This window comes from Ruegeria sp. A3M17 (assembly GCF_003318255.1).
Classification (GTDB): Bacteria; Pseudomonadota; Alphaproteobacteria; order Rhodobacterales; family Rhodobacteraceae; genus Ruegeria.
On sequence record NZ_QOCF01000007.1, the window covers coordinates 84151 to 108286 of the forward strand.

Sequence of the window (24136 nt, forward strand, 5' to 3'; positions counted from 1 at the left end):
GCAATGTCAGACTGACGGCAGCGGCGCGTTACCTTCGACACGGAAGCGGTTGATTCTGCGACGGTCTTCGCTGGGGCTTAGCCCAAAGGCCGATCGGTAATGCGTCACAAGCGGCGCCACTGATCCATAGCCGATTGCAGCGGCGATATCTGCAATCGGGTCCTTGGTATAGACCACCATCTGGCGCGCTGCATTCATGCGCATGGCGCGGTAATAGTGGCTGGGGCTTTGGCCTGTCGCCTGCTTAAATGCGCGTTCCACCTGGCGCGGCGTGACCCCGATTTTCTGTGCGGCCTCTGCAATGGAAATCGGTTCGCTCAGATGACCGGCGAATAAGTCGACACAGCGCGAAACCAGAGGCGGAAGGCTGTCGCCAGTTTCCGGCGCAGTCGTGGTGGGAACCTGTTGCCGCACCCCTGCCCCGCGCATCATCGGATGTTGGAACCAGCAGGCGACCTCATGCGCGACATCGCCACCCAGCCGATCCTCGATCAGATGCAGGGCCAGATCGAACCCGGCTGCGGCACCGGCTGCGGTGTAGCGTGTGGCCGTTTTCACGATCACCTCGCTACGCGAGTCGACTTCGGGAAACTCAGCCAGAAATGCGGCCTCATAGCACCAATGGACGGAAACAGGTTGCCCCCCCATCACCCCGGACCGGACCAATGGGAAAACCCCACCGCTGATCCCGCCCAAAACGGTTCCATGCCGTCCGAGACTGCGCAGAGCACCATTGCCAACGGTTGTATTGTCAAAGCCGGACGTTGGGCTACTGAGAAGGAACAGAATGTCGATATCCTTGCAGTCGGCCAAAGACTTCTCGGCCTCGAACCGGACACCTGCGCTGGATTGTACTTTTTGTTGACGCTCGGACAGCAGCGACCAGCAAAACGCCTCCTGCCCGGCGATTTCATTGGCCGCCCGCAACGGCTCGATCACCGAGGTCAGGCAGGCCATGGGAAAGCCGTCAAACAGCAAAAAGCCGATTTTGATTCTGTCTTCATTTCGCATAAGGCTGTTCTAACAAGATTTCCGCAGCTGCCCTATGCGAAGTTCATGCCCACCGGATCAAGCCGATGATCGCCGAGGCCGCATAGAACCCCTGCAACAACAGGAACGTCCAGCGGCGGTCTATTACGGCCCAGGCCGCAAACAGGCCCGAGGACAGTAACAACAGGGCGAAGCCGACCAACTCGGCCCCTGTATTTGAAGCGATCAACAAGGCATAGGCCATGGCCAGAACCGATCCGGTAATTTCGAATACCGTCGTCAGACCGTGCCGGTCACGGGTTTTGGTTTGATCTGTCATGGCTCAGCCCTTTCGCTTCAGGAGATTGATCAGCGGCGCGGGTGTCTGTTTGGGCTGATCTTTTATCGGGAATTGACCGCAGTTTTTTGGCAGCTTGTGAACGACGGGAACCTGAGCGGTGACCGACCTGTCATGCACCAGATTCCAAGGTCGTTCAGACTGACCAAGACCCGCCAGATCGAACAAGTGTACCCTGTTGCCCGCCGCTGCCCGTACAGGCGGCACGTCGCGCTGGATGTAAGATATTGGGCTGTAAATCAAAGCCACCGGATCGCCTTCCCCATGGGTTCCGGAGACCATCCGCAGGGTCTTGATCACCGTGTGGTCCGGGACGAGATGCGGCATGCGAATGCTCCTGAGCTTTGAATTTCCTTACCAGTAGTTCAATACTGGTGCGTGACACAAATGAATGATATTCATGGCTCAATTAAAAACTGTCATGGTTTCACAAATGACCGACCGATTGGAAATTGACGCCCTGCGTGCCCTTCTGGCCATCGCATCCCACGGCGGTGTGACACGCGCGGCCGAGCATCTGGCGCTGTCGCAATCTGCAGTCAGCCACAAAATCAGACGGTTAGAGCAAGCCCTGGACTGCGATCTGCTGGCGCGCCGACCAGGTGGGCCTCTGTTCACAGATACCGGTCTGCGCCTGTGCGACTATGCTCGTCGAATATGTGCCCTGCACGATGAGGCGCTGGCCGGTTTGGGCAAGAAACCCTTGGCCGGCGCACTCCGGCTGGGCATGACCGAAGACACGGCAACCAGCGACATCGCCCGCATATTGGGTCGTTTCACACGGCTTTATCCAGACGTACAGGTCCGAACACGCACCAGTCAAAGTCTGAACGTGCAAAAGTGGTTGAAGGCCGGAGAGTTGGATGTCGCCGTCATGCAAATCCTTCGGCACGATGCGCGGCCAGATGACCTGATCCTGTTCGAGGACACTTTGCACTGGGTAAAATCACCGGATTTCCAACTGGATACGACAGCACCTGTTCCCTTTTTATCCTTCGACAGCCAATGTTTCTATCGCAAATGGGGCTTCGGAGATGGGCAGTTGCAAGGGCACCGCTTCGACAACGTATTAGAATGCCCAAGCGCCACAGGCATTCAGTCCGCCGTGCGGTCCGGTTTGGGCGTCGCCCTGTTGAATGGAATGCATGTCACATCGGACATAGAGGTGATCAACGGCGTGTTCCCCGATCCCCCTACCATCGTTTTTGTCGCGCGTATGCATGTTAAGCGCCGAAACCCTGCCGCGATGGCGCTGGTACAAGAGATCAGCCGCGAGGTTGAAAGCGCCAACCCTTTGAAAGTGGTCAGCTGAGTGTTTGTACCGGAAGAACCTAAACAACGACCTCCACCATGGCCTGGTTTTCCGTCGACTTCTGCGGATGGGAGGAGTGGTTTGGCGAAAGAACCTTAGACCCAGAGGTAGGACGATCAGCTCCTCAGATCAGGTCTGATCAATTGCGCGATCCCGTTTCTGCAACGCGCGGATGCGCATCCGCTGGGCCGCATGAACATGGGCGCGCATCGCCAGCTCGGCTGCGTCGCCGTCGCGGGCCTGCAAGGCTTCCATCACACGGCGATGCTCACCAGCGGCATCGTCTGCGCGCTGACCATCCAGCATTTGGGACGGGCCCAAAATCAACAACGCCTTTTGCAGCGATAGCATCGACTTTGTGAGAAAGCGGTTTTTGGCGGCATCCAATAGCGTGGCGTGGAAAATACGGTTCAACTGGGCGGCCACCGGACCGGTGCCAGCCTCGGCAAGGCGATCGTTCAGGACTTTCAATTCGTCCAGTTCCACATCCGAAGCCGCGCGTGCCGCCAACCGTGCCGCCGTGCCTTCAAGTACGGCGCGCATTTCGTATAGTTCCATGACTTCCGAATAACTCAGGCTGCGAACCGTTGCGCCCAGCCTGGGGACATGAGTCACCAACCCATCCGCTTCGAGTTGCCGTATCGCTTCGCGCACAGGTGTTCGGCTGACACCCAACCTTTCGGACAGCTCGATCTCTCTCAGCCGGTCACCGGGCAACAATACGCCCTCGCGAATTTCATCCAGCAAGCGCTGATAAGCGGAATTCCCCTGCGGGCCGGGCTGATTAGGATCTTCTTGAGTTTTCATCAATCTCAATCTTGCATATTGGGTCTCTTTGTATACACTTGGATACATGTCTTAATCAACGAAATCGGACACTATCCTTGACCGCCTCAAGCCTTAATTTGTCTCCGCTGATGCAACGGTCAGTCACGCTGATATTGGCTATGTTGGGAACTGCAGTTTTTTGGGCGCTGAACCTGCCGCTGCCCTTTCTGTTCGGGCCGATGTCTGCGTGTTTGATTGCAGCTTTGGCGCACGTACCCATGCGGGATTTCGGGCAAATCTCGGTCGCGTCCAGAACCATTCTTGGCGTCGCGGTCGGGGCGTCGATCACACCCAGCCTGTTCGCCGAGCTTCCAAAGATGGCGGCGTCCCTTTTGCTCATACCAGTATTTATCCTGCTGATTGCAATGGTTGGCGTGCCGTTCTTTCGCAAATTCTGGGGCTTTGACGACAAAACTGCGTTTTTTGCGGCCATGCCGGGCGGGTTTCAAGACATGGTTATCTTTGGGGCCGAGGCCGGTGCCAATCCGCGAACCCTGTCACTGATCCACGGGACGCGCGTTCTGATTATCGTCACCCTTGCCCCTTTATTTCTGACCTTGTTTTACGATGCCGAACTCACCAACCCACTCGGCGAACCTGCCTCGACTCTGCCCCTGTATGAACTGATACTCATGGCGGTCGCAGCTTTTGTTGGCTGGAAAGGCGGAGAGAAGATCGGGCTTTTCGGTGCCTCGATTCTTGGGCCATTGATACTGACGGCGGCCTTATCGCTTGGGGATTTTATCCATACCCGCCCTCCGCGCGAAGCGATTCTGTTCGCCCAGTTCTTCATCGGTTGCGGGATTGGCGTCAAATTCGTCGGTGTCACTTGGTCGGAACTTAGACGCGTCGTGGCGGCTGGCTTCACCTATGTTATCTTGCTGGCCGTTCTGGCCGCAGGTTTCACGGCAGTGGTCACCACGCTGGGGCTTGGCCAGCCGGTCGAAGCCTTTTTAGCTTTTGCACCCGGCGGTCAGGCAGAGATGACGGTGCTGGCCATCGTTTCGGGGGCGGATCTTGGATATGTTGTCACGCACCATCTGGCGCGCATTGTCGTCGTGATCATTGGCGCGCCAATCGCTGCCAATCTACTTCTGCGCTGGTCGAAATCCAGGAACTGAAGGATTCACGTGCAGGCGTGGGTGGATGAATGTCGATAGGGGGTTGTGGCGGAGAGACAGGGATTCGAACCCTGGAGACGGTCTCCCGCCTACACACTTTCCAGGCGTGCGCCTTCGACCACTCGGCCACCTCTCCGTGCCGGCGTTATTTGAACTATCGCCGGGGGATTCGCAAGGCCCCATTGAGGTGAAATTTCACCTGAAATCGGAAGCCTTGCAAAGGCGATTACATCTCGTCCCCGTCACCATCAGCCAAATCTGCCTCGGTCATCTCGACAGGTTCTGTGGCTGGCTTTGCGGACCGTGTTTCGTCGGTGTGCTTGCTGGGTTGGGCTTCGCTGCCCTGCAACGCCTCGGGATTACGCAACCAGAGATCGCGCTGTGCAAACGGGATTTCGATCCCCTCGTCGACAAAGCGTCGGTTGATCTCGTGGTTCATATCGGATTTGACTGACAGCACCCAGTTCACATCGCGCAGGATGGCCCGGATTTCAAAGTCCAGCGAATCTGCGCCAAACCCTTGGAACACCACACTGGGGGCTGGATTCGCCAAAACCATCGGGTGTGAATTCGCGATTTCGCCCAGGATCTTTTCCACCATCCGGGTATCAGTACCATAGGCGACGCCGACCGGAACAATCACCCGCCCGATCGTATTGCCGCGTGTATAGTTCGTGACAACGCCGCTGATCAGATCCGAGTTCGGAACGATCACATCCGTGCGGTCAAACGTCTCGATCCGCGTGGATCGGACCGAAATATCACGGACGTACCCCATCATCCCATTCACGTCGATCCAATCCCCTTTCGAGATTGGGCGTTCGACCAACAGGATAATGCCCGACACAAAATTAGACACGATGGTTTGCAGACCAAAGCCGATCCCGACTGACAACGCACCGGCAACAATAGCCAACGATGACAGGTTGAACCCGGCAATCGTAATCGCAACCAGCGCGGCCAGGAAAATACCGACATATCCGGTGCCCGACACAATCGCGTTTTGCCCGCCTGGATCAATACTGGTCTTTGGCAGCAGCGAATTGCGCAGCCCGCTTTGCAGCATCCGGGTAAGGCCATAGCCGACCGCAAAAATGACAAGGAAGGTAAAGAAGTTGCTGGGCGCGATCGTTACGCCACCGATATCGAACCCCTGCAGCAGACGCGACCAGACCTCTAGCAGGTCGGTTTTACGCGCGCCCCAATAAAGTGCGAGGACTGGCATGGCCAGAATGGCCATTGCAAAGCCGATGAGAACCGAAAACAGCGAGTCCTTGGCCTTATCGCCCTGCCCGCCGAGCCATCCGTAAACAGACGTCAGGAACCGTTGGACGATGACCAGCGCGGCAATAAGAACCAACGACCGCACGGCCGGGAAAACGATGGCCTCAGCCGCATTCGTATACCCCAGCATCGCCAATATCGGGCTGGCGATCCCCAGGAAGAACAATGCGCGTCGAATGAACTCGACCAGTTGGCTGAACCCAGCAGCGCGGGCCGTTGCAGACGGCTCATCTGCATCGACCGGGACATCAACACTGCGGACGCGACGGACGCGCAGAAGAATCAAAGCTGTTGCGACGATGACCGGAAAGACGACGACAGCGCGCGTCGCATCCGAGATATTTTCGATCTGATCGAACAGGTTCACCAGTTCATGCAGGATCAGGAGCCCGGCAAGAAAATCGAGGTAGACGCGTAACTCGGTGACTTTCTGGCGGGACAGTTTTTTGAAACCTTGCGCCGCTTGCAGCACATAAACCTGTCGGCCAATCCAGTCATAATACAGGATGATCGCGGCCCAATAGGGCACGTTCTGCATCAACAGCGTGCCGCGCAGCCCCAGAACGCCTGTCATCACAACCGCCTGAACCAGAAGCCAGACGCCGAACCAAGGGAGGACGATGCGCAGCAACGAGGTCAGGAACGTCCATACGCCACTTCCCTGCCCTCCCAAAGCTCGCATACGTTCACCGGCGGCTTCGGACCAGCGCTTGCCGTAAAGAAGCAGTACACCTGCGACGAACACCAAGGCCAGAATACCCAGCCCACGGGACCGCAAACGTTCATGCACCACGTCAGTTTTCAGGTTCCGCCGCGCTTCGTTGAACAACGCTTGCGCAGCTTCGTTCACATCAACCCAGGCCGGCCGCCAGTGGGTGGGGTTCATTGGCGACGGGCCACGCTCCAAAAGCTCTTTCTTCTGACGGTCCCGCAATAGCTTGTCTATCTCGGATATCAGACCATTTGATCGGCTGAATGCCTCTTCTGAGATGATCTGTGGTACGCGCAAACTGTTCAGCTGCTCGTTTAGATGCGTTCGTAGGGTCGCAATATCTTCTGGTTCGGTCGCATCGCCTTCGGGCGCGGCGCCAAGTGCCTTAATCTGATTTTCAAGTGTCTGGATACGTTCGGTGTTTGCACCGCGTGCCCGATTGAAATCGTCCCGGTATTCGTTGATCTCGGCGCGCAGGTTTTCGAGCGAAGCGTTCGACGCGCGATCAGCCTCGATCACCGTCTCGGCGCGGTCCGCCGTTTTGACCCAGCCCTGATAATATTCGCTTTGGCGATCTGTAAGCTGTGCGGCAACGGGACCGCAAAGTATCGCAAAACATACCGCAACAAGGGTCAGGAACAGGCGAACACGCCGCAGCATCACACGTCCTCGAAAACGCCGGGGATACTGCGCGGAGCTTCGGTCATCCAGTCCGGGACAGGCAATTCCTTTTCACGCAGGAAGTCCGGGTTGAACAGCTTGGACTGATAGCGAGTTCCATAGTCACACAGGATGGTCACGATGGTGTGGCCCGGTCCAAGATCTTTGGCCAGACGTACCGCACCAGCCATGTTAATGGCGGTTGAACCGCCCATGACCAGGCCTTCATCGCGCAGCAGATCAAAGATGTAAGGCAGCGCCTCGTTATCCGACATCTGATAAGCAAAGTCAGGTTTGAACCCCTCAAGGTTTTTGGTGATGCGAACCTGACCGATGCCTTCGGCGATCGAGCCGCCCTCCATCGCGATTTCACCGGTGGTGTAATACGAATACAGCCCCGCCCCCATCGGATCGACCAGACCGATCTTGACGCCTTTGGGCTGAAGCGCGTCCGCGACGCCCGCCAATGTACCGCCCGAGCCCACGGCACAAACGAAACCGTCAACTTTGCCGTCGGTCTGTTCCCAGATTTCGGGACCGGTCGTTTCCACATGCGCCTGACGGTTCGCCACATTGTCGAATTGGTTGGCCCAAATCGCCCCGTTCGGCTCGGTCTGCGCCAGTTCTTCGGCCAGACGACGGGAATAGTGCACGAAATTGTTGGGATTGCGATATGGCGCAGCCGGAACCTGAACCAGCTGAGCCCCTGCCAGCCGCAGCATGTCCTTTTTCTCTTCGGACTGCGTTTCGGGGATAACAATGACAGTCTTGAACCCCATCGACGCACCAACAAGCGCCAGACCGATCCCGGTGTTACCCGCCGTACCTTCGACAATGGTGCCGCCCGGTTTCAGGTCGCCACGCGCAATGGCATCGCGGATAATGTAGAGCGCCGCACGATCCTTGACCGACTGGCCGGGGTTCATGAACTCGGCCTTGCCGAGAATCTCGCACCCGGTCTCTTCGCTGATGCGACGCAGGCGGATCAGCGGGGTTTTTCCGACTGCGTCGGCAAGGTCTCGTGCAATGCGCATGGCGCCCTCATTTCATTTCGGATCAACGCAGATTTACCTGTGGTGCGCGACGACCACAAGCGGCGAAAATCATCCGCGCAGGCGCTCACGGTGACGTGCAAGCCAATAGGCCACCGCCAAAAGCGGCAAATCCTTGAACCCATGACTGTCGACCCTGTCCATGAAATCACTGAAAGGCAGAATCCGGGTTCGGATATCCTCACCCTCCGTTGCCAACCCACCATCTTCGATGGTCTTGGTCAGATCAGCCAGCCCGACATAAAGGTATAGATATTCAGTCGATGACCCGCTGGAGGAATATGCGCCGCCTGCATATTCCAGCCGGTTCAGCGCAATCTGGGCTTCTTCTTCGGCCTCGCGCAGGGCCGCCTGTTCCGGCGTTTCGCCTGGGTCGATCATCCCGGCGACCGGCTCCCACATCCAGGGTTCAGGATCTTCAGCCAGAAAGATCGGTGCCCTGAATTGTTCGACTAGCAAAACCGTGTCGCGCACGGGATCATATGGCAGGACGATCACGGCGCTGCCCTGCATCAGGCTGCTGCGGTTCAGCACTTTGCCCATCGAGCCATCGTATTGGCGATGCTGCAACGCGACTTCTTCCATCCCGAAATAGTTGACATAGGCCGGTTTACGATCGTGCACGATGACGTCTTTGGCAGTGTCTCGTGCATCACCTGTCGCACGTTGACGGGCAGCCAGCTTTGCCCATGCTCGCGTCCGGATCGACGGAAAGCTTCGCGCAATTTGTTCCGCATCAACCTTGCCGTAAAAACCCATAACCTCTTGCGCGGCGAGCATCGTCATCGCGCCCCACTCATCCAACCAGCCCTGCAGCGACCAGAGACCGCCGCGGTTCCAAAGCCCCGGCTCGGGGTAGAACACAAGGGCTTGCGATTTCGACCCGTCGGCCAGATCAACTGTCTGCTCTCGCAGGTCGTAATCAAAGCCACCCTCGTAGAAGACCAAACGGTTCTGATCTTCCTCACTCAATCCCCGGAGCAATAACCCTTTGGCCAGACTGCCTTCCTCATGAACAATCATGGGAAAGGCCTGATCCTGCACGCTATAGACTGCATGATCTTTCAGAGTGGCATGGGCAAATTCAAGTTTGGACGCTGGACGTCCCAAGACAAACTCCAGCAATGGCAAGTGCCGCAGCGTGCCATAAAAGAACAGATCTGACACTGTTGGGTTCTTTCGTACTTTAAGTTGTTAGCTCACCGCCACCGGCGGGCTGCTTCCTCGGTGACCAGCCCAGTGACCAGAGCCCCAATGACCAAAGTCCACAAGATTTCGGGCACCACAAGTTGCTGCCCATATTCAACGCAGATTTTAAAGATAGAGATCAGCGCCTCGAACGGGCCGTCATACCGATGGCGCATTGCCAGGCGGAGCATTTCGTTTACACCCTGAACAAACAGGCCCCAGAACACCAGCGCCGCCATTCCGGTCAAGCCGTTGTTGATTGCGGCCGTCCAGCCTCGGCCGGCACGCTTGCCCATGATCCACCAACCGCAAATCACGCCCAAAGCCATGTTTACGTAGGTAAACATACCGTAGTTCTTACCTTCATCACCGTTTTCGATGACCATACTCGAAACTAAGAACGCCACAATCAAAAGGCATAAGCCAGAAACAAGCTTGGGGGCAGTGGGCATTTCTGAAGTCCGTTCCTTAACTCGGTTTCGCTATAGTGATCTGTGTCACATCGCAATTACCGGTGTCAAAGGCTGCTCCGCAGGCGGTCAAATAATAATTCCACATGCGGCGAAAACGCTCATCAAAGCCCATTTCCGAGATTTCGTCCCACTTGCCGTTGAACGTGTCATACCAACGGCGCAGGGTCAGGTCATAGCTTTTACCGAATTCTTTCGAATTGACGACTTTCAAACCCGCCTGAGCAACTTGTTCCTTCAAAATGGAAGGCGCCGGAAGCATGCCGCCCGGGAAAATATATTTCTGAATGAAATCAATACCGTTACGATATACATCCCATCTATGATCCGCGACGGTGATAATTTGCAACGTCGCTTGCGCCCCGGGTTTTAATCGCTCACGCACAGTGTCGAAATACACAGGCCAGTACTTTTGACCTACCGCTTCGAACATCTCGATCGACGCGATTCCGTCATACTGGCCACGCTCATCCCGGTAATCCTGCAATTTGAATTCAACCAAATCTGAAAGACCAGCATTTTCAATACGCTGCCTCGCAAACTTCAACTGCTCTTGACTGATCGTCAGACCTGTGACCCGCAGGCCACGCTCTTTCGCAGCGTATTCAGCAAAGCCGCCCCAGCCACAGCCAATCTCAAGAATATGATCACCGGGTTTTGCGCCCATTTCATCGACCATGCTGGCATATTTTGCAGTTTGCGCCTTTTCCAGACTTTCCTGCCCTGTTTCGAACAGTGCGCTGGAATAGGTCATCGTGTCATCAAGCCACAAACGATAGAAATCATTGCCAAGATCATAATGGTACGAGATGTTCTTTTTGGCCTGTGTCCGGTTATTGCGGTGCAACCAGAACCGTAACCGTTCATACATCTGCACAAGGACTTTGCCGGTGAAATCGTCGTAGACCGTTTCATTACCCATATGCACCAGGTCCATAAAGGATCGCAGGTCCGGGGTGCTCCAGTCACCTTCCAGATATGCGTCAGAAAAACCAAGTTCACCTTCGCGGACCAGGCGGGCAAAAACGTCTGGATTGTGGATATCCACACGCGCAACCGGCCCTGGTTTGGTGCCCTCGGTTCGGAAGACACGACCATCGGGCAGTCCGATGTCCAATCGGCCAGACTGCATCCGGCTAACCATTTTGAATACTTGCGCAAAGTATCTGGGCAGGTCTTTCTGCCCCTCGGTGGTCATCAAAGTCATCCGCTCTCCTCTGTGCGGCCGCGCAAACAGGCTAGGCCGAGTTTGTGTTTGTGGCAAGTTTTCAATTTGTTACTGGTTTTTTCGGCCCTCATAGGCCGCCAATGCACGCGCCCGACCGGCTGCCAAAGTGACAACGGGTTGCGGGTATGGGCCCTCTGGGCTGAGGTTCCATGACTTCGGAACCGCATCAAAATACGCCAGTGCTGTAGCTGGTGGATTGGTCTGCCCCTCGGCAATCCATTGCCGCACGAAGTCCGATTGCGGATCGAACTTTTCCTGCTGTGTTTGCGGATTGAAGATGCGAAAAAATGGCGAGGCATCCGGCCCCGACCCCGCAACCCATTGCCAGCCCATCGCGTTTGCCGCCGGATCCCAGTCGACCAGACAATCCGCGAACCAATCCATGCCAATTTTCCAATGGGTCATCAGATGCTTGGTCAGGTAACTCGCCACGATCATCCGGGCCCGATTGTGCATTCGCCCGGTCACATACATCTGCCGCAGCCCCGCATCGACGCCCGGAACGCCGGTTTTCGCCTGCTTCCAGGCGAAAACTTCGGGCTGGTCCGCATCAGTATTCCAGGGAAATCTATCCCACTCCGGCTTCCAGTTACCGCTGAGCAAGGATGGAGTGTGATACATCAGGTGATAAGCAAACTCGCGCCAGACCAATTGGCGCAAATAGGGTTCGGCCCCCTGAACGCCCGTCATCCCGGCCCGCTGAACTGCGTGCCAGACACTGCGCGGGCCTATTTCACCTAAAGACAGATACTCGGACAGGTTAGATGTTCCGTCCAAGTCCATACGATCCCGGTGATCTAAATAGTCGGCAATGCGGTCCAGGAATTGATACAACGCCTCAAAAGCTGCGGTTTCGCCCGGTCGGACATGGGGTGTGACCACGGATGCTCCCCGGCGCATCTGCGCGCCCAGATGCCAATCCTCAAGATTTTCAGAAACGGGCCACATCGCGGGCGGTTTCAGATGAGACACAGCGTTGTTTGGGGCCGGAACATCCCGGCTGCGCACTGAACGCCACATCGGCGTGAACACACGGAACGGCTGCCCTGTTTTCGTCGCCACGGTCCAAGGTTCGAACAAAAGATGGCCGGCGAAGGATTTAACCGTGACACTCTGGTCGGTCAGAGCCGCCTTGATTTTCGTATCTCTGGCAATGGCGTCCGGGTCATATGCGCGGGTCCAAAACACACCGCTTGCGCCGGTTTCGACGACCAGCTGCTCCAAAACAGTCAGCGCATCCCCATGCCGCAGGATCAGGCGGCTGCCAGCCTGTTCTAGCCCCTGGGCAAAAGCCTTTAGGCCCAATCCAAGACGCCATTTCGGTGCTGCGCCCAAAGCTTGGACTGTGTGGTCCAGAACAAAAACTGGTATGATCGGTCGCCCGCTCTCAACCGCGGCGCTCAGTGCGGGATGGTCCGACAGGCGCAAATCCCGTCGGAACCACATGATGATCGGTGACCGCTGCTGTTCCATGTCCGCCCTGCTCTATTCTTCTTTCTTCGGTTACGAAGCAGAGCGGAAATTGGATCACAAAACGTCGTCTAGTGCATTCAAAACGTCGTCTAGTGCATTCAAAAGGTGATCAATTTCCTGTTGAGATGTATAATGCGTGAAACTGACCCGCAGCACACCCTGATCCGGATCGACCCCCATCGCGGTCAATGGACGCACGGCATAGAAATCACCCCCGCCAGCCATGATGCCGTACCCGGCCAAATCGGCGGCAACAGCTTCGGCATTGCGGTTCAGCGCCAGGGCCACGGTCGGCGCGCGGCGGTTGGCATCGGATGTTCCGATCAGGCGAACGGCGTTGCGGTCTCTGACCGCGTCCAAAACCGGTTGCAACAACGCGACCTCATGCGAGCGCATCAGATCATGGGCGAATGAACCACGCTCGGCCGCTTCGCCGGTTGGCCCGCTATGATGGTCGCAAAGAAGATCAACATAATCCGCCATGCCTGCGCTGGCAGCGATCTGAGCATGGTCCGGCCCTGCCGGGGTAAACCGTTGGTACAAAACGTCGCCGTTGAAGTAGTGTCCCTGGTTCGGCAGCATTTCCCCCAGCGTACGCCGTATGACCATACACCCCTGATGCGGTCCATATGTTTTATAGGCGGAAAACAGATAGATATCCGGCCCCAGATCACCCACATTTGGAAACCCGTGCGGTGCGTAGGACACCCCGTCCACGCATACAAATGCCCCAGCCGCATGGGCAATCGCGGTGATCTCGGTGACTGGGTTGATCTCTCCGATCACGTTCGAGCAATGGGGAAAGCAAACAAGACGCACGTTTTCGTCCAGCAGGTTTTCCAGATCCATCGGATTCAACGAACCTGTTTCTGGATCAATCTGCCATTCACGGACTTTGATCCCCTCGTCCGCTAGCCGTCGCCACGGACCCGAATTTGCTTCGTGATCCTGATTGGTGACAATGATGGCCTCGCCCGGTTGCATCCATTGGCGAAAAGCTTGGGCCAGTACATAGGTGTTCTGTGTGGTCGAAGGGCCAAAGCTCAGCTCATCCGTCTCGACCCCCAGAATGGCCGCCATGCGTGCGCGGGCCTCGTCCATTTCCTCGCCGGCCAGACGGCTGGCGTCATAGGGCGCATAGGGCTGAACTTTACGCTGGGTGTAAAACCGCGTCAGGCGATCGAGAACCGGTTTGCAAGTGTATGACCCGCCAGCGTTTTCGAAGAATGCTTGCCCTTGCAGGCTGGGCTCGGAAAAGGCCGGAAACTGTGACCGGACAAAATTGATATCCAGAGTGCTCATGGCACGTCTCTCCTTGATCATGCGCGTTCATTCAAGAGGTGTCCGAGCATGATTTCGAAACCCTCAGAAATCATGGCAGGTCTTCCAGCCCAGTCCCCGCGATAGGCGCAGACAGCCCCCGCTACCGGTCCGGCGCGGGAACGCGGTCAAATTGCAAGGACTGCGATGGTTCGTCAAGCATGCAGCTTTTCAAACACGCAAAAAAAAGCCGGGCATCCAAACCCGGCTTTTAAGTAAACTGTAAAGCGGTTTAACCCTGAACTTTGGTGTAAGTCCCCTCGCCCGCCAGAATGCCCCGGAACCCGCCCGGTTCGTCCAGCCCGAAGACGATCAGCGGCAGATTGTTGTCGCGCGCCAGTGCAATGGCCGACGCATCCATAACGCGCAGGCGTTTGGCCAGAACATCATCATAGCTGACGGTGTCATACCGCACGGCATCCGCGTGTTCCTTGGGGTCCTTATCATAAACACCATCGACGCCGTTCTTACCCATGAAGATCGCCTGACATGCCATTTCGTTGGCCCGAAGGGTCGCGGCGGTGTCGGTGGTGAAATACGGGTTGCCGGTTCCGGCGGCAAAGATACAGACCCGTTTTTTCTCAAGGTGACGCACGGCACGGCGGCGAATGTAAGGCTCGCAAACCTCATCCATGCGGATGGCCGAGATAACCCGTGTGAAAACGCCGATCTCTTCCAGCGCGGACTGCATTCCCAGCGCGTTCATGACCGTTGCCAGCATGCCCATGTAATCAGCCGTGGTCCGTTCCATCCCCTGTGCCGATCCGCTGAGACCGCGGAAGATATTGCCGCCGCCAATCACCATGCAGATCTCGACGCCCAGATCGTGCACCGATTTGATCTCTTGCGCGATGCGCTGAACTGTGGGCGGATGCAGGCCGAACCCCTGATCGCCCATAAGCGCCTCGCCCGAGATTTTCAGCATTACGCGATCATACCTTGCCTTTGTGGTTTCGGCGGTGTCGATGGTCGGGGAAATGGTCATGTTGCGCTCCGGGCTGGCACGGGTTTATTTTCAAGCGCAAAATGAAGCAAAATCGCCGCAGGTTCAATGCGATTGGTAAGGAATGAGGCAGTCCGAGATGACCGAACCCGCTAGATCACAGATATTGGACCGCCTGCCCCCAATTCCTGATGGGGAACCTGTGTTGATTGCGGGCCCCACCGCGTCAGGCAAGTCCGCCCTTGCCCTGTTGATCGCTGAGCAGTTCGGCGGCGTCATCGTGAACGCCGATGCCAGCCAGGTATACGATTGCTGGCGCGTGATTTCCGCCCGCCCGTCGGCTGAGGAAGAAGCCCGCGCGCCGCATCTTCTGTATGGCCATATCTCATATGATCAGGACTACTCCACCGGCCATTGGTTGCGCGAAGTGAAACCGCTGCTGACCGGCGGCGCGCGCCCCATCATTGTCGGGGGCACCGGCCTGTATTTTTCTGCGCTGACCGAAGGTATGGCCGATATTCCACCCACACCGTCCGAAATCCGGGCCGAGGCGGACAGCCTGACCTTGCAGACTCTGATCTCGGGTGTGGATGCGCAGACATTGGCCCGGATCGACACACAAAACCGCGCCCGTGTTCAGCGGGCATGGGAAGTGTACAACGCCACCGGTCGAAACCTCAGTGACTGGCAAGACGCAACACCGCCCCCAGTTTTGGACGTGAAGAACACAGTGCCCATCGTTTTTGAAGTAGACAAACAATGGCTTTTGGATCGCATCACGCGTCGCTTTGACCTGATGTTGGACACTGGTGCATTGACCGAGGTTGAAAGGATGCGGGACCGCTATGATCCGTCGCTTTCGGCATTCAAAGCAATCGGAGTACCCGAATTGATGGCCTATTTCGACGGCACCATGACGTTGGATGAAGCCCGCGAACGGGCCACGATTTCGACCCGCCAATTCGCCAAACGACAGCGCACCTGGTTTCGCGCCCGCATGAAAAGCTGGAATCGGGTCGACTTATCAAAGTGATACCTGATGCGATTGAAGTTTCACTGATCGCGAACACACATGCAGGGAATTCGCGGCGAATCCTCTGCCGCGAAACTGAACCTGCCAAGGGATTCCCTTAGAGCTGAAAAAGCTGATAGCGGTAAACTCTGCCCGTCAATGTCGTTTTTGTACCTCGAATGACGATTTCGAACATTGACCTCACCCAAATTCTGGTGCCGAATGTCGACCATGGGGATATCCGAAATCCGAGATCAGAAGATCATTGAACCAGCCGGCCGGAGCATTCCGGCCTGAGCGGTTCGACACTTCATCCAAAAAAATACTGGCTCACAGGGAGTAACGTTAATGAATAATCAGACAATGACCGGAGCACCGACGCACTGGGCGGCAGAAATGCACGCACAGGAATATCGGGACGGCAAACTGAACCGGCGCGAGTTTTTGACCCGCACCACAGGTCTTGGGGTCACCGCTGCCGCAGCCTATGGCATGATCGGACTGGCCGCCCCGGCGCGTGCGGCCGGTGAAGACGCCAAGAAAGAAGGCGGCACCCTGCGCGTTCAGCAGGAAGTGCGCGCCCTGAAGGACCCTCGCACCTATGACTGGTCGCAGATCGCGAATGTCACCCGCGGCACGCTCGAGTATCTGGTCGAGTACAACTCGGACGGTACGTTCCGCGGCATGTTGCTGGAGGGCTGGGAAGTCAACGACGACGCAACCGTTTACACTCTGAAAGTCCGCCCGGGCGTCAAATGGAACAACGGTGACGACTTCACTGCAGAAGACGTGGCCCGCAACATCGGGCGCTGGTGTGACAAGAGCTCGGAAACCAACTCGATGGCAGGTCGCTTTGCGACACTGATCGATCCGGAATCTGGTCAGGCCATTGACGGCGCAATCGAAGTTGTCGATGCCAACACCGTCAAACTGAACCTGCCCGCGTCTGATATCTCTCTGATTGCGGGCATGGCGGATTACCCGGCAGCTGTCGTCCACAGCTCGTTCAGCGAAACTGACTTGCTCAACAATGTTGGCACCGGCGCGTATCTGATTCAGGAGCTGGAAGTCGGCGTGAAAGCGACCCTCGTTCGCAATGAAAACCACGCCTGGTGGGGCGAAGATGTATTTGGTCGCCCGGCGCTGGATAGCATCGTCTACATTGACTACGGCACCGACCCCTCGGCATGGCTGGCCGCGCTGGAATCCGATGAAGTCGACATGCTGTATGAATCGGTTGGTGAATTCATCGACGTGATGGACAGCCTCGGCTATGTGAAGTCCGAAGTTGTGACCATGAATACCATCGTCATCCGTCCGAACCAGCTGGCCGAGATTGATGGCAAGAAGCCTTATGCGGACAAACGTGTTCGTCAGGCTCTGCAGATGGCCGTCGACAACTCGATCTGCCTTGAACTGGGCTATGGCGGTCGTGGTTCACCTGCGGAAAACCATCACGTTGGTCCGATCCACCCGGATTATTTCGAACTGCCCAAGCAGAAGGTTGATCCGGAAGGCGCGCGCGCGCTGATGGAAGAGGCCGGTATGATCGATTTCGAGCACGAACTGCTTTCGATCGACGATGACTGGCGCCGGAATACCACCGACGCCGTCGCGGCGCAGCTTCGTGACGCGGGCATCAAGGTCAAACGGACCGTTCTGCCGGGTAACACCTTCTGGAACGACTGGGCAAAATACCCCTACAGCTCAACCAACTGGAACCACCGTCCGCTCGGCGTGCAAATCTGGGCGCTGGCGTATCGCACCGGTGAAGCCTGGAACGAGTTCGGCTGGTCCAATGCTGAATTTGACGCGCTTCTGACCGAAGCTCTGGCTATTGCCGATGCCGACAAACGGCGCGAAGTGGTGGCCAAGGGCGAGGCGATGATCCAGGAAGAAGGCGTGACCGTTCAGCCATACTGGCGTTCGCTGTATCGCCACATGAAAGACGGTCTTGTCGGTACCGACATGCACGTGTCCTTCGAGCATCACCACTATAAGTGGGGCTGGGCGGCCTAAAACCTGCCAGACGTTAATGGGGGCGCCTGAACAGGGCGCCCCTTTCCAGCCGCAGACAGGCCGACACGGGGTCGGATGTCCGAGGCCAGACAATGGTCCAATGATCTGCGGAACACCCGAACAACAGGGGCCATCATGGGACTATTCATCCTCCGACGGTTCGGCGTCATGCTTCTTACTGCATTGTGCCTGACTTTCGTGGTCTTCTTTCTGACCAACCTCTACCCGAACCTGGAAAAGCTTGCGAAAACGCAGGGCAACCAGCGGATGTCCGACGAACAGGTTGAGACCTGGCTGGACAATCGCGGCTATCTGCAACCGACGCTGGTCAAATACGGTCAATGGCTGGGGGTTCTGCCCGGCTATACCAAGACACTTGATGACGGCACATTCCTTGGAACGTGTACCCGACCGGGGTCGACCGAGGAAACGACTTCCAGATATTGCGGTGTTTTGCAGGGCGACTGGGGCTATTCCAGCGTGTTCAAAGATGAGGTCGGCACCATTGTTGGCAAACGCCTGGGCAACACCGGCTATCTGATGTTTTGGGTTTTGGTCCTGATGGTGCCATCCGCGCTACTGGTCGGAGTATTGGCCGGAATGCGCGAAGGATCAGCGCTTGACCGGTCCCTCTCTACCTTCTCAATCATTACGACGGCGACGCCAGAATACGTTTCGGGCGTGATCTTCATCGCTATCTTCACGTCGTCCACCGTGGGCCTGAAATGGTTCAAGGGCACTGCGACGCAGGCGATGGACAATCCGACCTTTGAGAACTTCTTTCTGCCGGTTCTGACCATTGCGCTTTACGGGATGGGTTATATCGCCCGGATGACCCGCGCCTCGATGACCGAGGTGATGACCGCGCAATTTATCCGTACCGCGCGTCTCAAGGGTGTTTCCTTTGGCAACATCGTTATGAAGCACGCTTTGCGCAATGCGCTGATCGCGCCCTTTACCGTCATCATGCTGCAGTTCCCATGGCTGCTGAATGGCGTGGTGATTGTTGAGACCCTGTTTAACTACAAGGGTTTTGGCTGGGCACTGGTACAGGCGGCGGGCAACAACGACATTCAGCTCTTGCTGGCGATTTCGGTCGTGTCGGTCTTTGTGGTGCTGGTGACGCAGCTGATATCCGATATCGGCTATGTCTACCTGAACCCGCGCATCCGTATTTCGTAAGGGAGATAGATCATGGAACCTCTTAGCTGGACCGGCTCTATCGCCATTCTAAACCCTATCCTGATGATCGCGCTGGTTGCGTTGGTCGTATCAATCGTCGTCTGGATCATCGGCAGCATCGTTCTACCCGAAGCCCCGTTGAGCTTGAATGCGGACGGCACGCTCAGCTCAGGCACAGGACTGCGGGGATTGACCCAATCAGCCTTGAGATACAGCTTTTTCGCCTGTGTCGTCCTTGCGCTCGCGTATATCGTGCTTGGCATCCTCATGGGTACCAGTGCCGGGATCGTCGGCGCGATCTCACAGCAGTTTCTGCCTGTTTGGTTGTCGCTGATCATCCTGTTTGCAATGTCGATCGCCTTCAAACGCCGCCTCGGGCTGTACGGCAAACTGTTCGACAGCCCCATCGGCATGATCGGCTTCGGTCTTGTGATGTTCTGGGTCTTTACCGGGATCTTCGGTGCGCTGGATCTGATCATCACACATGACCCGCTGAGTCAGGTCTCTGGCATGAAGAACAAGGTGCCCGGAACGCCCCTGCAAAATCCTGAAGACGGCGAGTATGCCTGGTACCTTCTGGGAGGCGACAACCTCGCCCGGGACGTCTTTAGTCGCATGGTCAAAGGCGCATGGATCGTGGTGCAGATCGCCCCGCTGGCCACCATGTTCGCGTTTATGGTCGGGATCACTCTGGGTCTGCCGGCAGGGTATTACGGCGGACGTCTGGACACGTTCCTGTCCTTCCTTGCCAACCTGATCCTGGCTTTTCCGGTCATCCTGTTGTTCTACCTGCTGGTCACGCCGGAAATTGTGGCGACAGGCGTGCCAAACTATATGGCGGCCGTTTTGTTCGTGTTCCCGATCCTGTTCATCGGCGTTCTGCTGAACTCGCGGTATTACACCCGCCCGAATTTCCGCACTCCGCTGTTGATCGGGGTCCTGGGTATCGCGCTGTGGCTGTATCTGTCGCTGATTTCCACCGATGGCTATATCATCAACACCGATGATTACAGCATTTGGGGCTTGCCGACCTATCTGGACCTGTTCGATATCCCCGGCGGTATCCTCGTGGTGTTTGTTTCGGTGGTCTTCGTGAACTCACCCACCGTGTTCCGCATCGTGCGCGGTCTCGCGCTGGACATCAAAACGCGGGACTACGTGGCGGCGGCGCAAACACGTGGAGAAGGTCCGTGGTACATCATGCTGTGGGAGATCCTGCCCAATGCACGTGGCCCGCTGATCGTCGATTTCTGTCTGCGCATCGGCTATACCACAATTCTGTTGGGAACCTTGGGTTTCTTCGGATTGGGGCTGCCGCCGGAAAGCCCGGATTGGGGGTCTACGATCAACGAAGGGCGCAAGCTACTTTCGATCTATCTGCACCCTGCCCTTCCGCCTGCCTTTGCCTTGCTGTCGCTGGTTCTTGGTCTGAACCTGCTGGCGGATGGTCTGCGTGAAGAAAGCCTGAAGGACTGATGTGAGAGCGACCGGGGGCTTTGCCCCCGGACCCCCAGGATATTTTTAGCCAGATGAAGGGGATCCCCGGACTCTCGCGAGGAGATACAAGATGAACAAATTGGCGGAATATGACGGCCCAATTCTTGAGATCGACAAACTTTCGATTTCTTTCTTCACCCGCCTTCGGGAAATTCCCGCCGTGATGGATTTTTCGGTCAGCGTACAGCCCGGCGAGGCTGTTGGACTGGTAGGGGAATCCGGTTGCGGCAAATCCACTGTTGCGCTTGGGGTCATGCAGGACCTCGGCAAGAACGGACGGGTTGTCGGCGGTTCGATCAAGTTCAAAGGGCGCGATTTGGCCGAAATAAGCGCGGACGAGCTGCGGGATATCCGCGGCAATGAGATCGCGATGATCTATCAGGAGCCGATGGCCAGCCTGAACCCGGCGATGAAGATCGGCAAGCAATTGATGGAAGTGCCGATGATCCACGAGGGAGTCGGCAAGGAAGAGGCCTATGCCCGCGCATTGGAAGTGGTGACAGACGTACGCCTGCCCGACCCCGAGCGAATGCTGAATTCGTTCCCCCACCAGCTTTCAGGGGGGCAGCAGCAGCGTATCGTGATCGCGATGGCGCTGATGTCGAAACCAGCGCTGTTGATTCTGGATGAACCGACCACCGCACTGGATGTGACGGTTGAGGCCGCCGTAGTCGAGTTGGTCAGGGATTTGGGTAAGAAATACGGCACCTCGATGCTGTTCATCTCGCACAACCTTGGTCTGGTTCTGGAAACCTGTGACCGGCTTTGCGTGATGTATTCGGGTGAGGCAGTCGAGCGCGGTTCGATCCACGATGTGTTCGACGAGATGCAGCACCCCTATACGCAGGCGCTGTTCCGCTCGATCCCGTTGCCGGGGGCAGACAAGAACGCCCGCCCACTGGTGGCCATTCCCGGGAACTTTCCCCTGCCCCACGAACGCCCGTCGGGCTGTAACTTTGGCCCGCGCTGCGACTATTTCGAGGAAGGTCGCTGCGACGCGCAAAGCATTCTGATGGATCCGGTGCCCGGCAATGACCGCCACCACACACGCTGTTTGAAGTTCAAGGAGATTGACTGGAACGCCCCGATCACTTTGGCCGACAAGAAGGAAAAAGGCGAAATCGGCCGCGTTGTCCTGAAAATGGACAACCTCAAAAAGTACTATGAGGTAGCCGCCAATGCGTTGTTCGGGGGCGGTGAGAAGAAGGTAGTCAAAGCCAACGAAACGCTGAGCTTTGAGGCGCATGAATCTGAGACGCTGGCAATTGTGGGCGAATCCGGGTGCGGTAAATCCACCTTTGCCAAGGTTTTAATGGGGCTTGAAACGGCCACAGATGGACAAATCCTGCTGGACAACCGCAACATCGAAGATGTGCCCATCGAAGAACGTGACGCCAAAACCGTGGGCGAAGTTCAAATGGTGTTCCAGAACCCATTTGACACTCTGAACCCCTCGATGACCGTTGGGCGGCAGATCATCCGCGCGCTGGAAATCTTTGGCGTCGGCAATTCCGAGGCTGAGCGAAAACAGCGCATGCTGGAATTGTTGGACTTGGTGAAGCTACCACGCGCCTTTGCTGAGCGGATGCCGCGCCAGTTGTCCGGTGGACAGAAACAGCGCGTCGGTATCGCGCGCGCCTTTGCCGGCGATGCGAGGATCGTTGTTGCGGACGAGCCTGTGTCAGCTTTGGATGTGTCCGTTCAGGCGGCGGTGACCGACCTGCTCATGGAGATTCAACGCGAACACAAGACCACCTTGCTGTTCATCAGCCATGATCTGTCGATTGTGCGCTATCTCAGCGACCGGGTGATGGTGATGTATCTGGGCCATGTGGTCGAACTGGGAACCACCGATCAAGTGTTCTCGCCGCCATATCACCCCTATACCGAGGCTCTGCTGAGTGCTGTTCCCATTGCGGATACGTCAGTTGAAAAAGCGCATATCGTTCTGGACGGTGATATCCCCTCGGCCATGAACCCGCCCCCGGGGTGCCCTTTCCAGACGCGCTGTCGCTGGAAATCCGAAGTGCCGGGTGGGCTGTGCGAGAAAGATGTGCCGCCGGTGAAAACCCTGGCGGACGGACATCAGGTCAAATGCCATCTGTCCGAAGAAGTTCTGGCCCGCATGGAGCCGGTCATCAAAATCGCGGCCGAGTAGCAGCCCAAACGCAAAGAACCGGCCACAGCGCCGGTTCTTTTCTGACTTGGGTGGGCTGGTGATCAGCCGCCCCAGATCACTTTCACATAGTTCTGGGTTTCTTTGTAAGGCGGCACGCCACCGTGTTTTTCCACGGCTTTCGGACCAGCATTATAAGCCGCCAGCGCCAGACGCCAGGATTTGAACTTGCGGTACTGCCACGACAAATAACGGGCCCCGCCTTCCAGATTCTGTTTGGGATCATGCGGATTCACACCCAAAAGACGCGCGGTGCCGGGCATCAGCTGTGCCAGACCCAGTGCCCCTTTGTGGGACACCGCGTGCGGGTTCCATCCGCTTTCCTGTTGCACCAGCCGCAAGAACAACTCTTCCGGGACACTGTGTTTCCGGGCTGCTTGCCGCGCCAGCGCCAGGTATTGGCCGCGATATTTTCCATTATATCGCTTGATGACTTGAGTTGGCTGTGCTGTCTTTGGCTTCAGCCGTTCAGAACCGCGGTATTGGGTGGCAGCGCGCGAGTCTAAAATCTTGGATTGTTTGAGGAAAATATCCTTACGGTTTTTGGTGGACAGGGTTTCTGCCGCGGCCGGAACCGAAACCAGCGCGAGGCACAGAACAGAAAAACAACCAACTAGAAAACGCATTTATGCCAATCCCGCTCGCTCTCGAACCCTAACGAGTATAGGTATTTCAGGCAAAAATGAAAGCATGGTAAATAGAACCTTCGGGATTTCTTGCCGACCGTTGCACAGATCAACTGTGTTTTAACCACGACGTAGGCCGTATAGGGTCGCGTAGAAACTTTGCGCCAGATTCGGGCGCGCTCGACACAGACAAGAACGGGGAAATATATGGCAGGTTCAGTCAACAAGGTCATTCTGGTCGGAAATCTTGGCCGCGATCCTGAAGTTAGGAATTTCCAAAACGGGGGCAAAGTATGCAACCTGCGCATTGCCACATCCGAAAACTGGAAAGACCGCAATACTGGCGAGCGTCGTGAGCGCACCGAGTGGCACTCGGTCGCGATATTCAACGAAGGGCTTGTCCGCGTAGCGGAGCAATATCTGCGCAAAGGCTCGAAGGTCTATCTCGAAGGGCAATTGCAGACCCGCAAATGGCAGGACCAATCTGGGCAGGATCGTTATTCGACTGAGGTTGTTCTTCAGGGGTTCGGCTCGACCCTTGTGATGCTGGATGCACGCGGCGAAGGCGGCGGCGGACAATCAGGCAGCTATGGCGGCGGTCAAGCCGGCGGCGGCTATGGCGACCCCTATGGCGGGCAGTCCAGCGCCCCTGCCCCGGCCCCTGCATCCGGCGGAATCGACGACGACGAGATTCCGTTCTAAGGCA

General features: G+C 56.8%; 21 protein-coding genes and 1 tRNA gene. 8 read left to right on the forward strand and 14 right to left on the reverse strand.

Going from position 1 to position 24136, the window contains the following annotated elements; genetic code table 11:
• Positions 1–6: 6 nt before the first annotated feature.
• The 3 genes from DS906_RS03925 to DS906_RS03935 are packed head-to-tail and all read right to left on the reverse strand — an operon-like array spanning position 7 to position 1654.
• Positions 7–1011 carry a GlxA family transcriptional regulator gene (locus DS906_RS03925; RefSeq protein ID WP_113788930.1) on the reverse strand — a complete coding sequence of 335 codons (1005 nt, stop codon included), beginning with the start codon at positions 1009–1011 and terminating at the stop codon, positions 7–9.
• 43 nt (positions 1012–1054) lie between these two features.
• Complete coding sequence (locus DS906_RS03930; RefSeq protein WP_113788931.1) at positions 1055–1309, reverse strand: hypothetical protein; 255 nt, start codon at positions 1307–1309, stop codon at positions 1055–1057.
• 3 nt (positions 1310–1312) lie between these two features.
• Positions 1313–1654, reverse strand: a complete 342-nt coding sequence (locus tag DS906_RS03935; protein ID WP_113788932.1) for a hypothetical protein — start codon at positions 1652–1654, stop codon at positions 1313–1315.
• A gap of 73 nt (positions 1655–1727) precedes the next feature.
• On the opposite strand from DS906_RS03935, the gene DS906_RS03940 reads away from it, so the two are divergent.
• Positions 1728–2639 carry a LysR family transcriptional regulator gene (locus tag DS906_RS03940; RefSeq protein ID WP_233494676.1) on the forward strand — a complete coding sequence of 304 codons (912 nt, stop codon included), beginning with the start codon at positions 1728–1730 and terminating at the stop codon, positions 2637–2639.
• A gap of 129 nt (positions 2640–2768) precedes the next feature.
• Here the strand turns inward: DS906_RS03940 and DS906_RS03945 are convergent, their stop codons facing one another.
• On the reverse strand, positions 2769–3446 hold the full coding sequence (locus tag DS906_RS03945) for a GntR family transcriptional regulator (protein WP_113788933.1): 678 nt from the start codon (positions 3444–3446) through the stop codon (positions 2769–2771).
• A gap of 110 nt (positions 3447–3556) precedes the next feature.
• On the opposite strand from DS906_RS03945, the gene DS906_RS03950 reads away from it, so the two are divergent.
• Positions 3557–4588 (forward strand): AbrB family transcriptional regulator, encoded by a 1032-nt coding sequence (locus DS906_RS03950; protein ID WP_113788934.1) that lies wholly within the window; start codon positions 3557–3559, stop codon positions 4586–4588.
• Between the two features lie 46 nt (positions 4589–4634).
• Here the strand turns inward: DS906_RS03950 and DS906_RS03955 are convergent.
• The 9 genes from DS906_RS03955 to pyrH all read right to left on the reverse strand — a co-directional run bounded on the left by DS906_RS03955 (position 4635) and on the right by pyrH (position 14960).
• A tRNA-Ser gene (locus DS906_RS03955) sits at positions 4635–4724 on the reverse strand.
• Between the two features lie 90 nt (positions 4725–4814).
• Positions 4815–7244, reverse strand: a complete 2430-nt coding sequence (locus tag DS906_RS03960) for a DUF3772 domain-containing protein (protein ID WP_113788935.1) — start codon at positions 7242–7244, stop codon at positions 4815–4817.
• Complete coding sequence (locus tag DS906_RS03965) at positions 7244–8278, reverse strand: cysteine synthase A (protein ID WP_113788936.1); 1035 nt, start codon at positions 8276–8278, stop codon at positions 7244–7246. Before DS906_RS03965 ends, DS906_RS03960 begins: the two co-directional genes overlap by 1 nt.
• A 69-nt stretch (positions 8279–8347) precedes the next feature.
• Positions 8348–9463, reverse strand: coding sequence for an NUDIX domain-containing protein (locus DS906_RS03970; RefSeq protein WP_113788937.1), 1116 nt, complete (start codon positions 9461–9463; stop codon positions 8348–8350).
• A 32-nt stretch (positions 9464–9495) separates the two neighbouring features.
• The gene (locus tag DS906_RS03975; RefSeq protein ID WP_113788938.1) at positions 9496–9936 is read right to left on the reverse strand and encodes a TrgA family protein; all 441 of its coding nucleotides are present in this window, start codon (positions 9934–9936) and stop codon (positions 9496–9498) included.
• A 16-nt stretch (positions 9937–9952) separates the two neighbouring features.
• Positions 9953–11161, reverse strand: a complete 1209-nt coding sequence (locus DS906_RS03980) for a cyclopropane-fatty-acyl-phospholipid synthase family protein (protein ID WP_113788939.1) — start codon at positions 11159–11161, stop codon at positions 9953–9955.
• A gap of 69 nt (positions 11162–11230) precedes the next feature.
• Positions 11231–12655 (reverse strand): deoxyribodipyrimidine photo-lyase, encoded by a 1425-nt coding sequence (locus tag DS906_RS03985; protein ID WP_113788940.1) that lies wholly within the window; start codon positions 12653–12655, stop codon positions 11231–11233.
• A gap of 54 nt (positions 12656–12709) precedes the next feature.
• Complete coding sequence (locus DS906_RS03990) at positions 12710–13957, reverse strand: aminotransferase class V-fold PLP-dependent enzyme (protein ID WP_113788941.1); 1248 nt, start codon at positions 13955–13957, stop codon at positions 12710–12712.
• Positions 13958–14207: 250 nt separating this feature from the next.
• Complete coding sequence (gene pyrH, locus DS906_RS03995; protein ID WP_113788942.1) at positions 14208–14960, reverse strand: UMP kinase; 753 nt, start codon at positions 14958–14960, stop codon at positions 14208–14210.
• Positions 14961–15057: 97 nt separating this feature from the next.
• Between pyrH and miaA the strand changes: the two genes are divergently transcribed.
• The 5 genes from miaA to DS906_RS04020 all read left to right on the forward strand — a co-directional run bounded on the left by miaA (position 15058) and on the right by DS906_RS04020 (position 22786).
• The gene (miaA, locus tag DS906_RS04000) at positions 15058–15951 is read left to right on the forward strand and encodes a tRNA (adenosine(37)-N6)-dimethylallyltransferase MiaA (RefSeq protein ID WP_113789093.1); all 894 of its coding nucleotides are present in this window, start codon (positions 15058–15060) and stop codon (positions 15949–15951) included.
• Positions 15952–16278: 327 nt separating this feature from the next.
• On the forward strand, positions 16279–17949 hold the full coding sequence (locus tag DS906_RS04005; RefSeq protein ID WP_113788943.1) for an ABC transporter substrate-binding protein: 1671 nt from the start codon (positions 16279–16281) through the stop codon (positions 17947–17949).
• Positions 17950–18084: 135 nt separating this feature from the next.
• Positions 18085–19131, forward strand: coding sequence for an ABC transporter permease (locus DS906_RS04010; protein WP_113789094.1), 1047 nt, complete (start codon positions 18085–18087; stop codon positions 19129–19131).
• A 12-nt stretch (positions 19132–19143) separates the two neighbouring features.
• The gene (locus DS906_RS04015; RefSeq protein ID WP_113788944.1) at positions 19144–20607 is read left to right on the forward strand and encodes an ABC transporter permease; all 1464 of its coding nucleotides are present in this window, start codon (positions 19144–19146) and stop codon (positions 20605–20607) included.
• Between the two features lie 91 nt (positions 20608–20698).
• On the forward strand, positions 20699–22786 hold the full coding sequence (locus DS906_RS04020) for an ABC transporter ATP-binding protein (RefSeq protein ID WP_113788945.1): 2088 nt from the start codon (positions 20699–20701) through the stop codon (positions 22784–22786).
• Between the two features lie 62 nt (positions 22787–22848).
• Here DS906_RS04020 and DS906_RS04025 read toward each other — a convergent pair whose 3' ends face one another.
• On the reverse strand, positions 22849–23430 hold the full coding sequence (locus DS906_RS04025; RefSeq protein WP_113788946.1) for a lytic transglycosylase domain-containing protein: 582 nt from the start codon (positions 23428–23430) through the stop codon (positions 22849–22851).
• Between the two features lie 207 nt (positions 23431–23637).
• Between DS906_RS04025 and ssb the strand changes: the two genes are divergently transcribed.
• Positions 23638–24132, forward strand: a complete 495-nt coding sequence (ssb, locus tag DS906_RS04030) for a single-stranded DNA-binding protein (protein WP_113788947.1) — start codon at positions 23638–23640, stop codon at positions 24130–24132.
• Positions 24133–24136 lie beyond the last annotated feature (4 nt).

Bases quoted from the DNA above. Each gene is read 5' to 3' on its own strand.
- DS906_RS03925 (WP_113788930.1), bottom strand. From the start codon at position 1,011: ATGCGAAATGAAGACAGAATCAAAATCGGCTTTTTGCTGTTTGACGGC.
- DS906_RS03930 (WP_113788931.1), bottom strand. From the start codon at position 1,309: ATGACAGATCAAACCAAAACCCGTGACCGGCACGGTCTGACGACGGTA.
- DS906_RS03935 (WP_113788932.1), bottom strand. From the start codon at position 1,654: ATGCCGCATCTCGTCCCGGACCACACGGTGATCAAGACCCTGCGGATG.
- DS906_RS03940 (WP_233494676.1), top strand. From the start codon at position 1,728: ATGGCTCAATTAAAAACTGTCATGGTTTCACAAATGACCGACCGATTG.
- DS906_RS03945 (WP_113788933.1), bottom strand. From the start codon at position 3,446: ATGAAAACTCAAGAAGATCCTAATCAGCCCGGCCCGCAGGGGAATTCC.
- DS906_RS03950 (WP_113788934.1), top strand. From the start codon at position 3,557: ATGCAACGGTCAGTCACGCTGATATTGGCTATGTTGGGAACTGCAGTT.
- DS906_RS03960 (WP_113788935.1), bottom strand. From the start codon at position 7,244: ATGCTGCGGCGTGTTCGCCTGTTCCTGACCCTTGTTGCGGTATGTTTT.
- DS906_RS03965 (WP_113788936.1), bottom strand. From the start codon at position 8,278: ATGCGCATTGCACGAGACCTTGCCGACGCAGTCGGAAAAACCCCGCTG.
- DS906_RS03975 (WP_113788938.1), bottom strand. From the start codon at position 9,936: ATGCCCACTGCCCCCAAGCTTGTTTCTGGCTTATGCCTTTTGATTGTG.
- DS906_RS03980 (WP_113788939.1), bottom strand. From the start codon at position 11,161: ATGACTTTGATGACCACCGAGGGGCAGAAAGACCTGCCCAGATACTTT.
- DS906_RS03985 (WP_113788940.1), bottom strand. From the start codon at position 12,655: ATGGAACAGCAGCGGTCACCGATCATCATGTGGTTCCGACGGGATTTG.
- DS906_RS03990 (WP_113788941.1), bottom strand. From the start codon at position 13,957: ATGAGCACTCTGGATATCAATTTTGTCCGGTCACAGTTTCCGGCCTTT.
- pyrH (WP_113788942.1), bottom strand. From the start codon at position 14,960: ATGACCATTTCCCCGACCATCGACACCGCCGAAACCACAAAGGCAAGG.
- miaA (WP_113789093.1), top strand. From the start codon at position 15,058: ATGACCGAACCCGCTAGATCACAGATATTGGACCGCCTGCCCCCAATT.
- DS906_RS04005 (WP_113788943.1), top strand. From the start codon at position 16,279: ATGAATAATCAGACAATGACCGGAGCACCGACGCACTGGGCGGCAGAA.
- DS906_RS04010 (WP_113789094.1), top strand. From the start codon at position 18,085: ATGGGACTATTCATCCTCCGACGGTTCGGCGTCATGCTTCTTACTGCA.
- DS906_RS04015 (WP_113788944.1), top strand. From the start codon at position 19,144: ATGGAACCTCTTAGCTGGACCGGCTCTATCGCCATTCTAAACCCTATC.
- DS906_RS04020 (WP_113788945.1), top strand. From the start codon at position 20,699: ATGAACAAATTGGCGGAATATGACGGCCCAATTCTTGAGATCGACAAA.
- DS906_RS04025 (WP_113788946.1), bottom strand. From the start codon at position 23,430: ATGCGTTTTCTAGTTGGTTGTTTTTCTGTTCTGTGCCTCGCGCTGGTT.
- ssb (WP_113788947.1), top strand. From the start codon at position 23,638: ATGGCAGGTTCAGTCAACAAGGTCATTCTGGTCGGAAATCTTGGCCGC.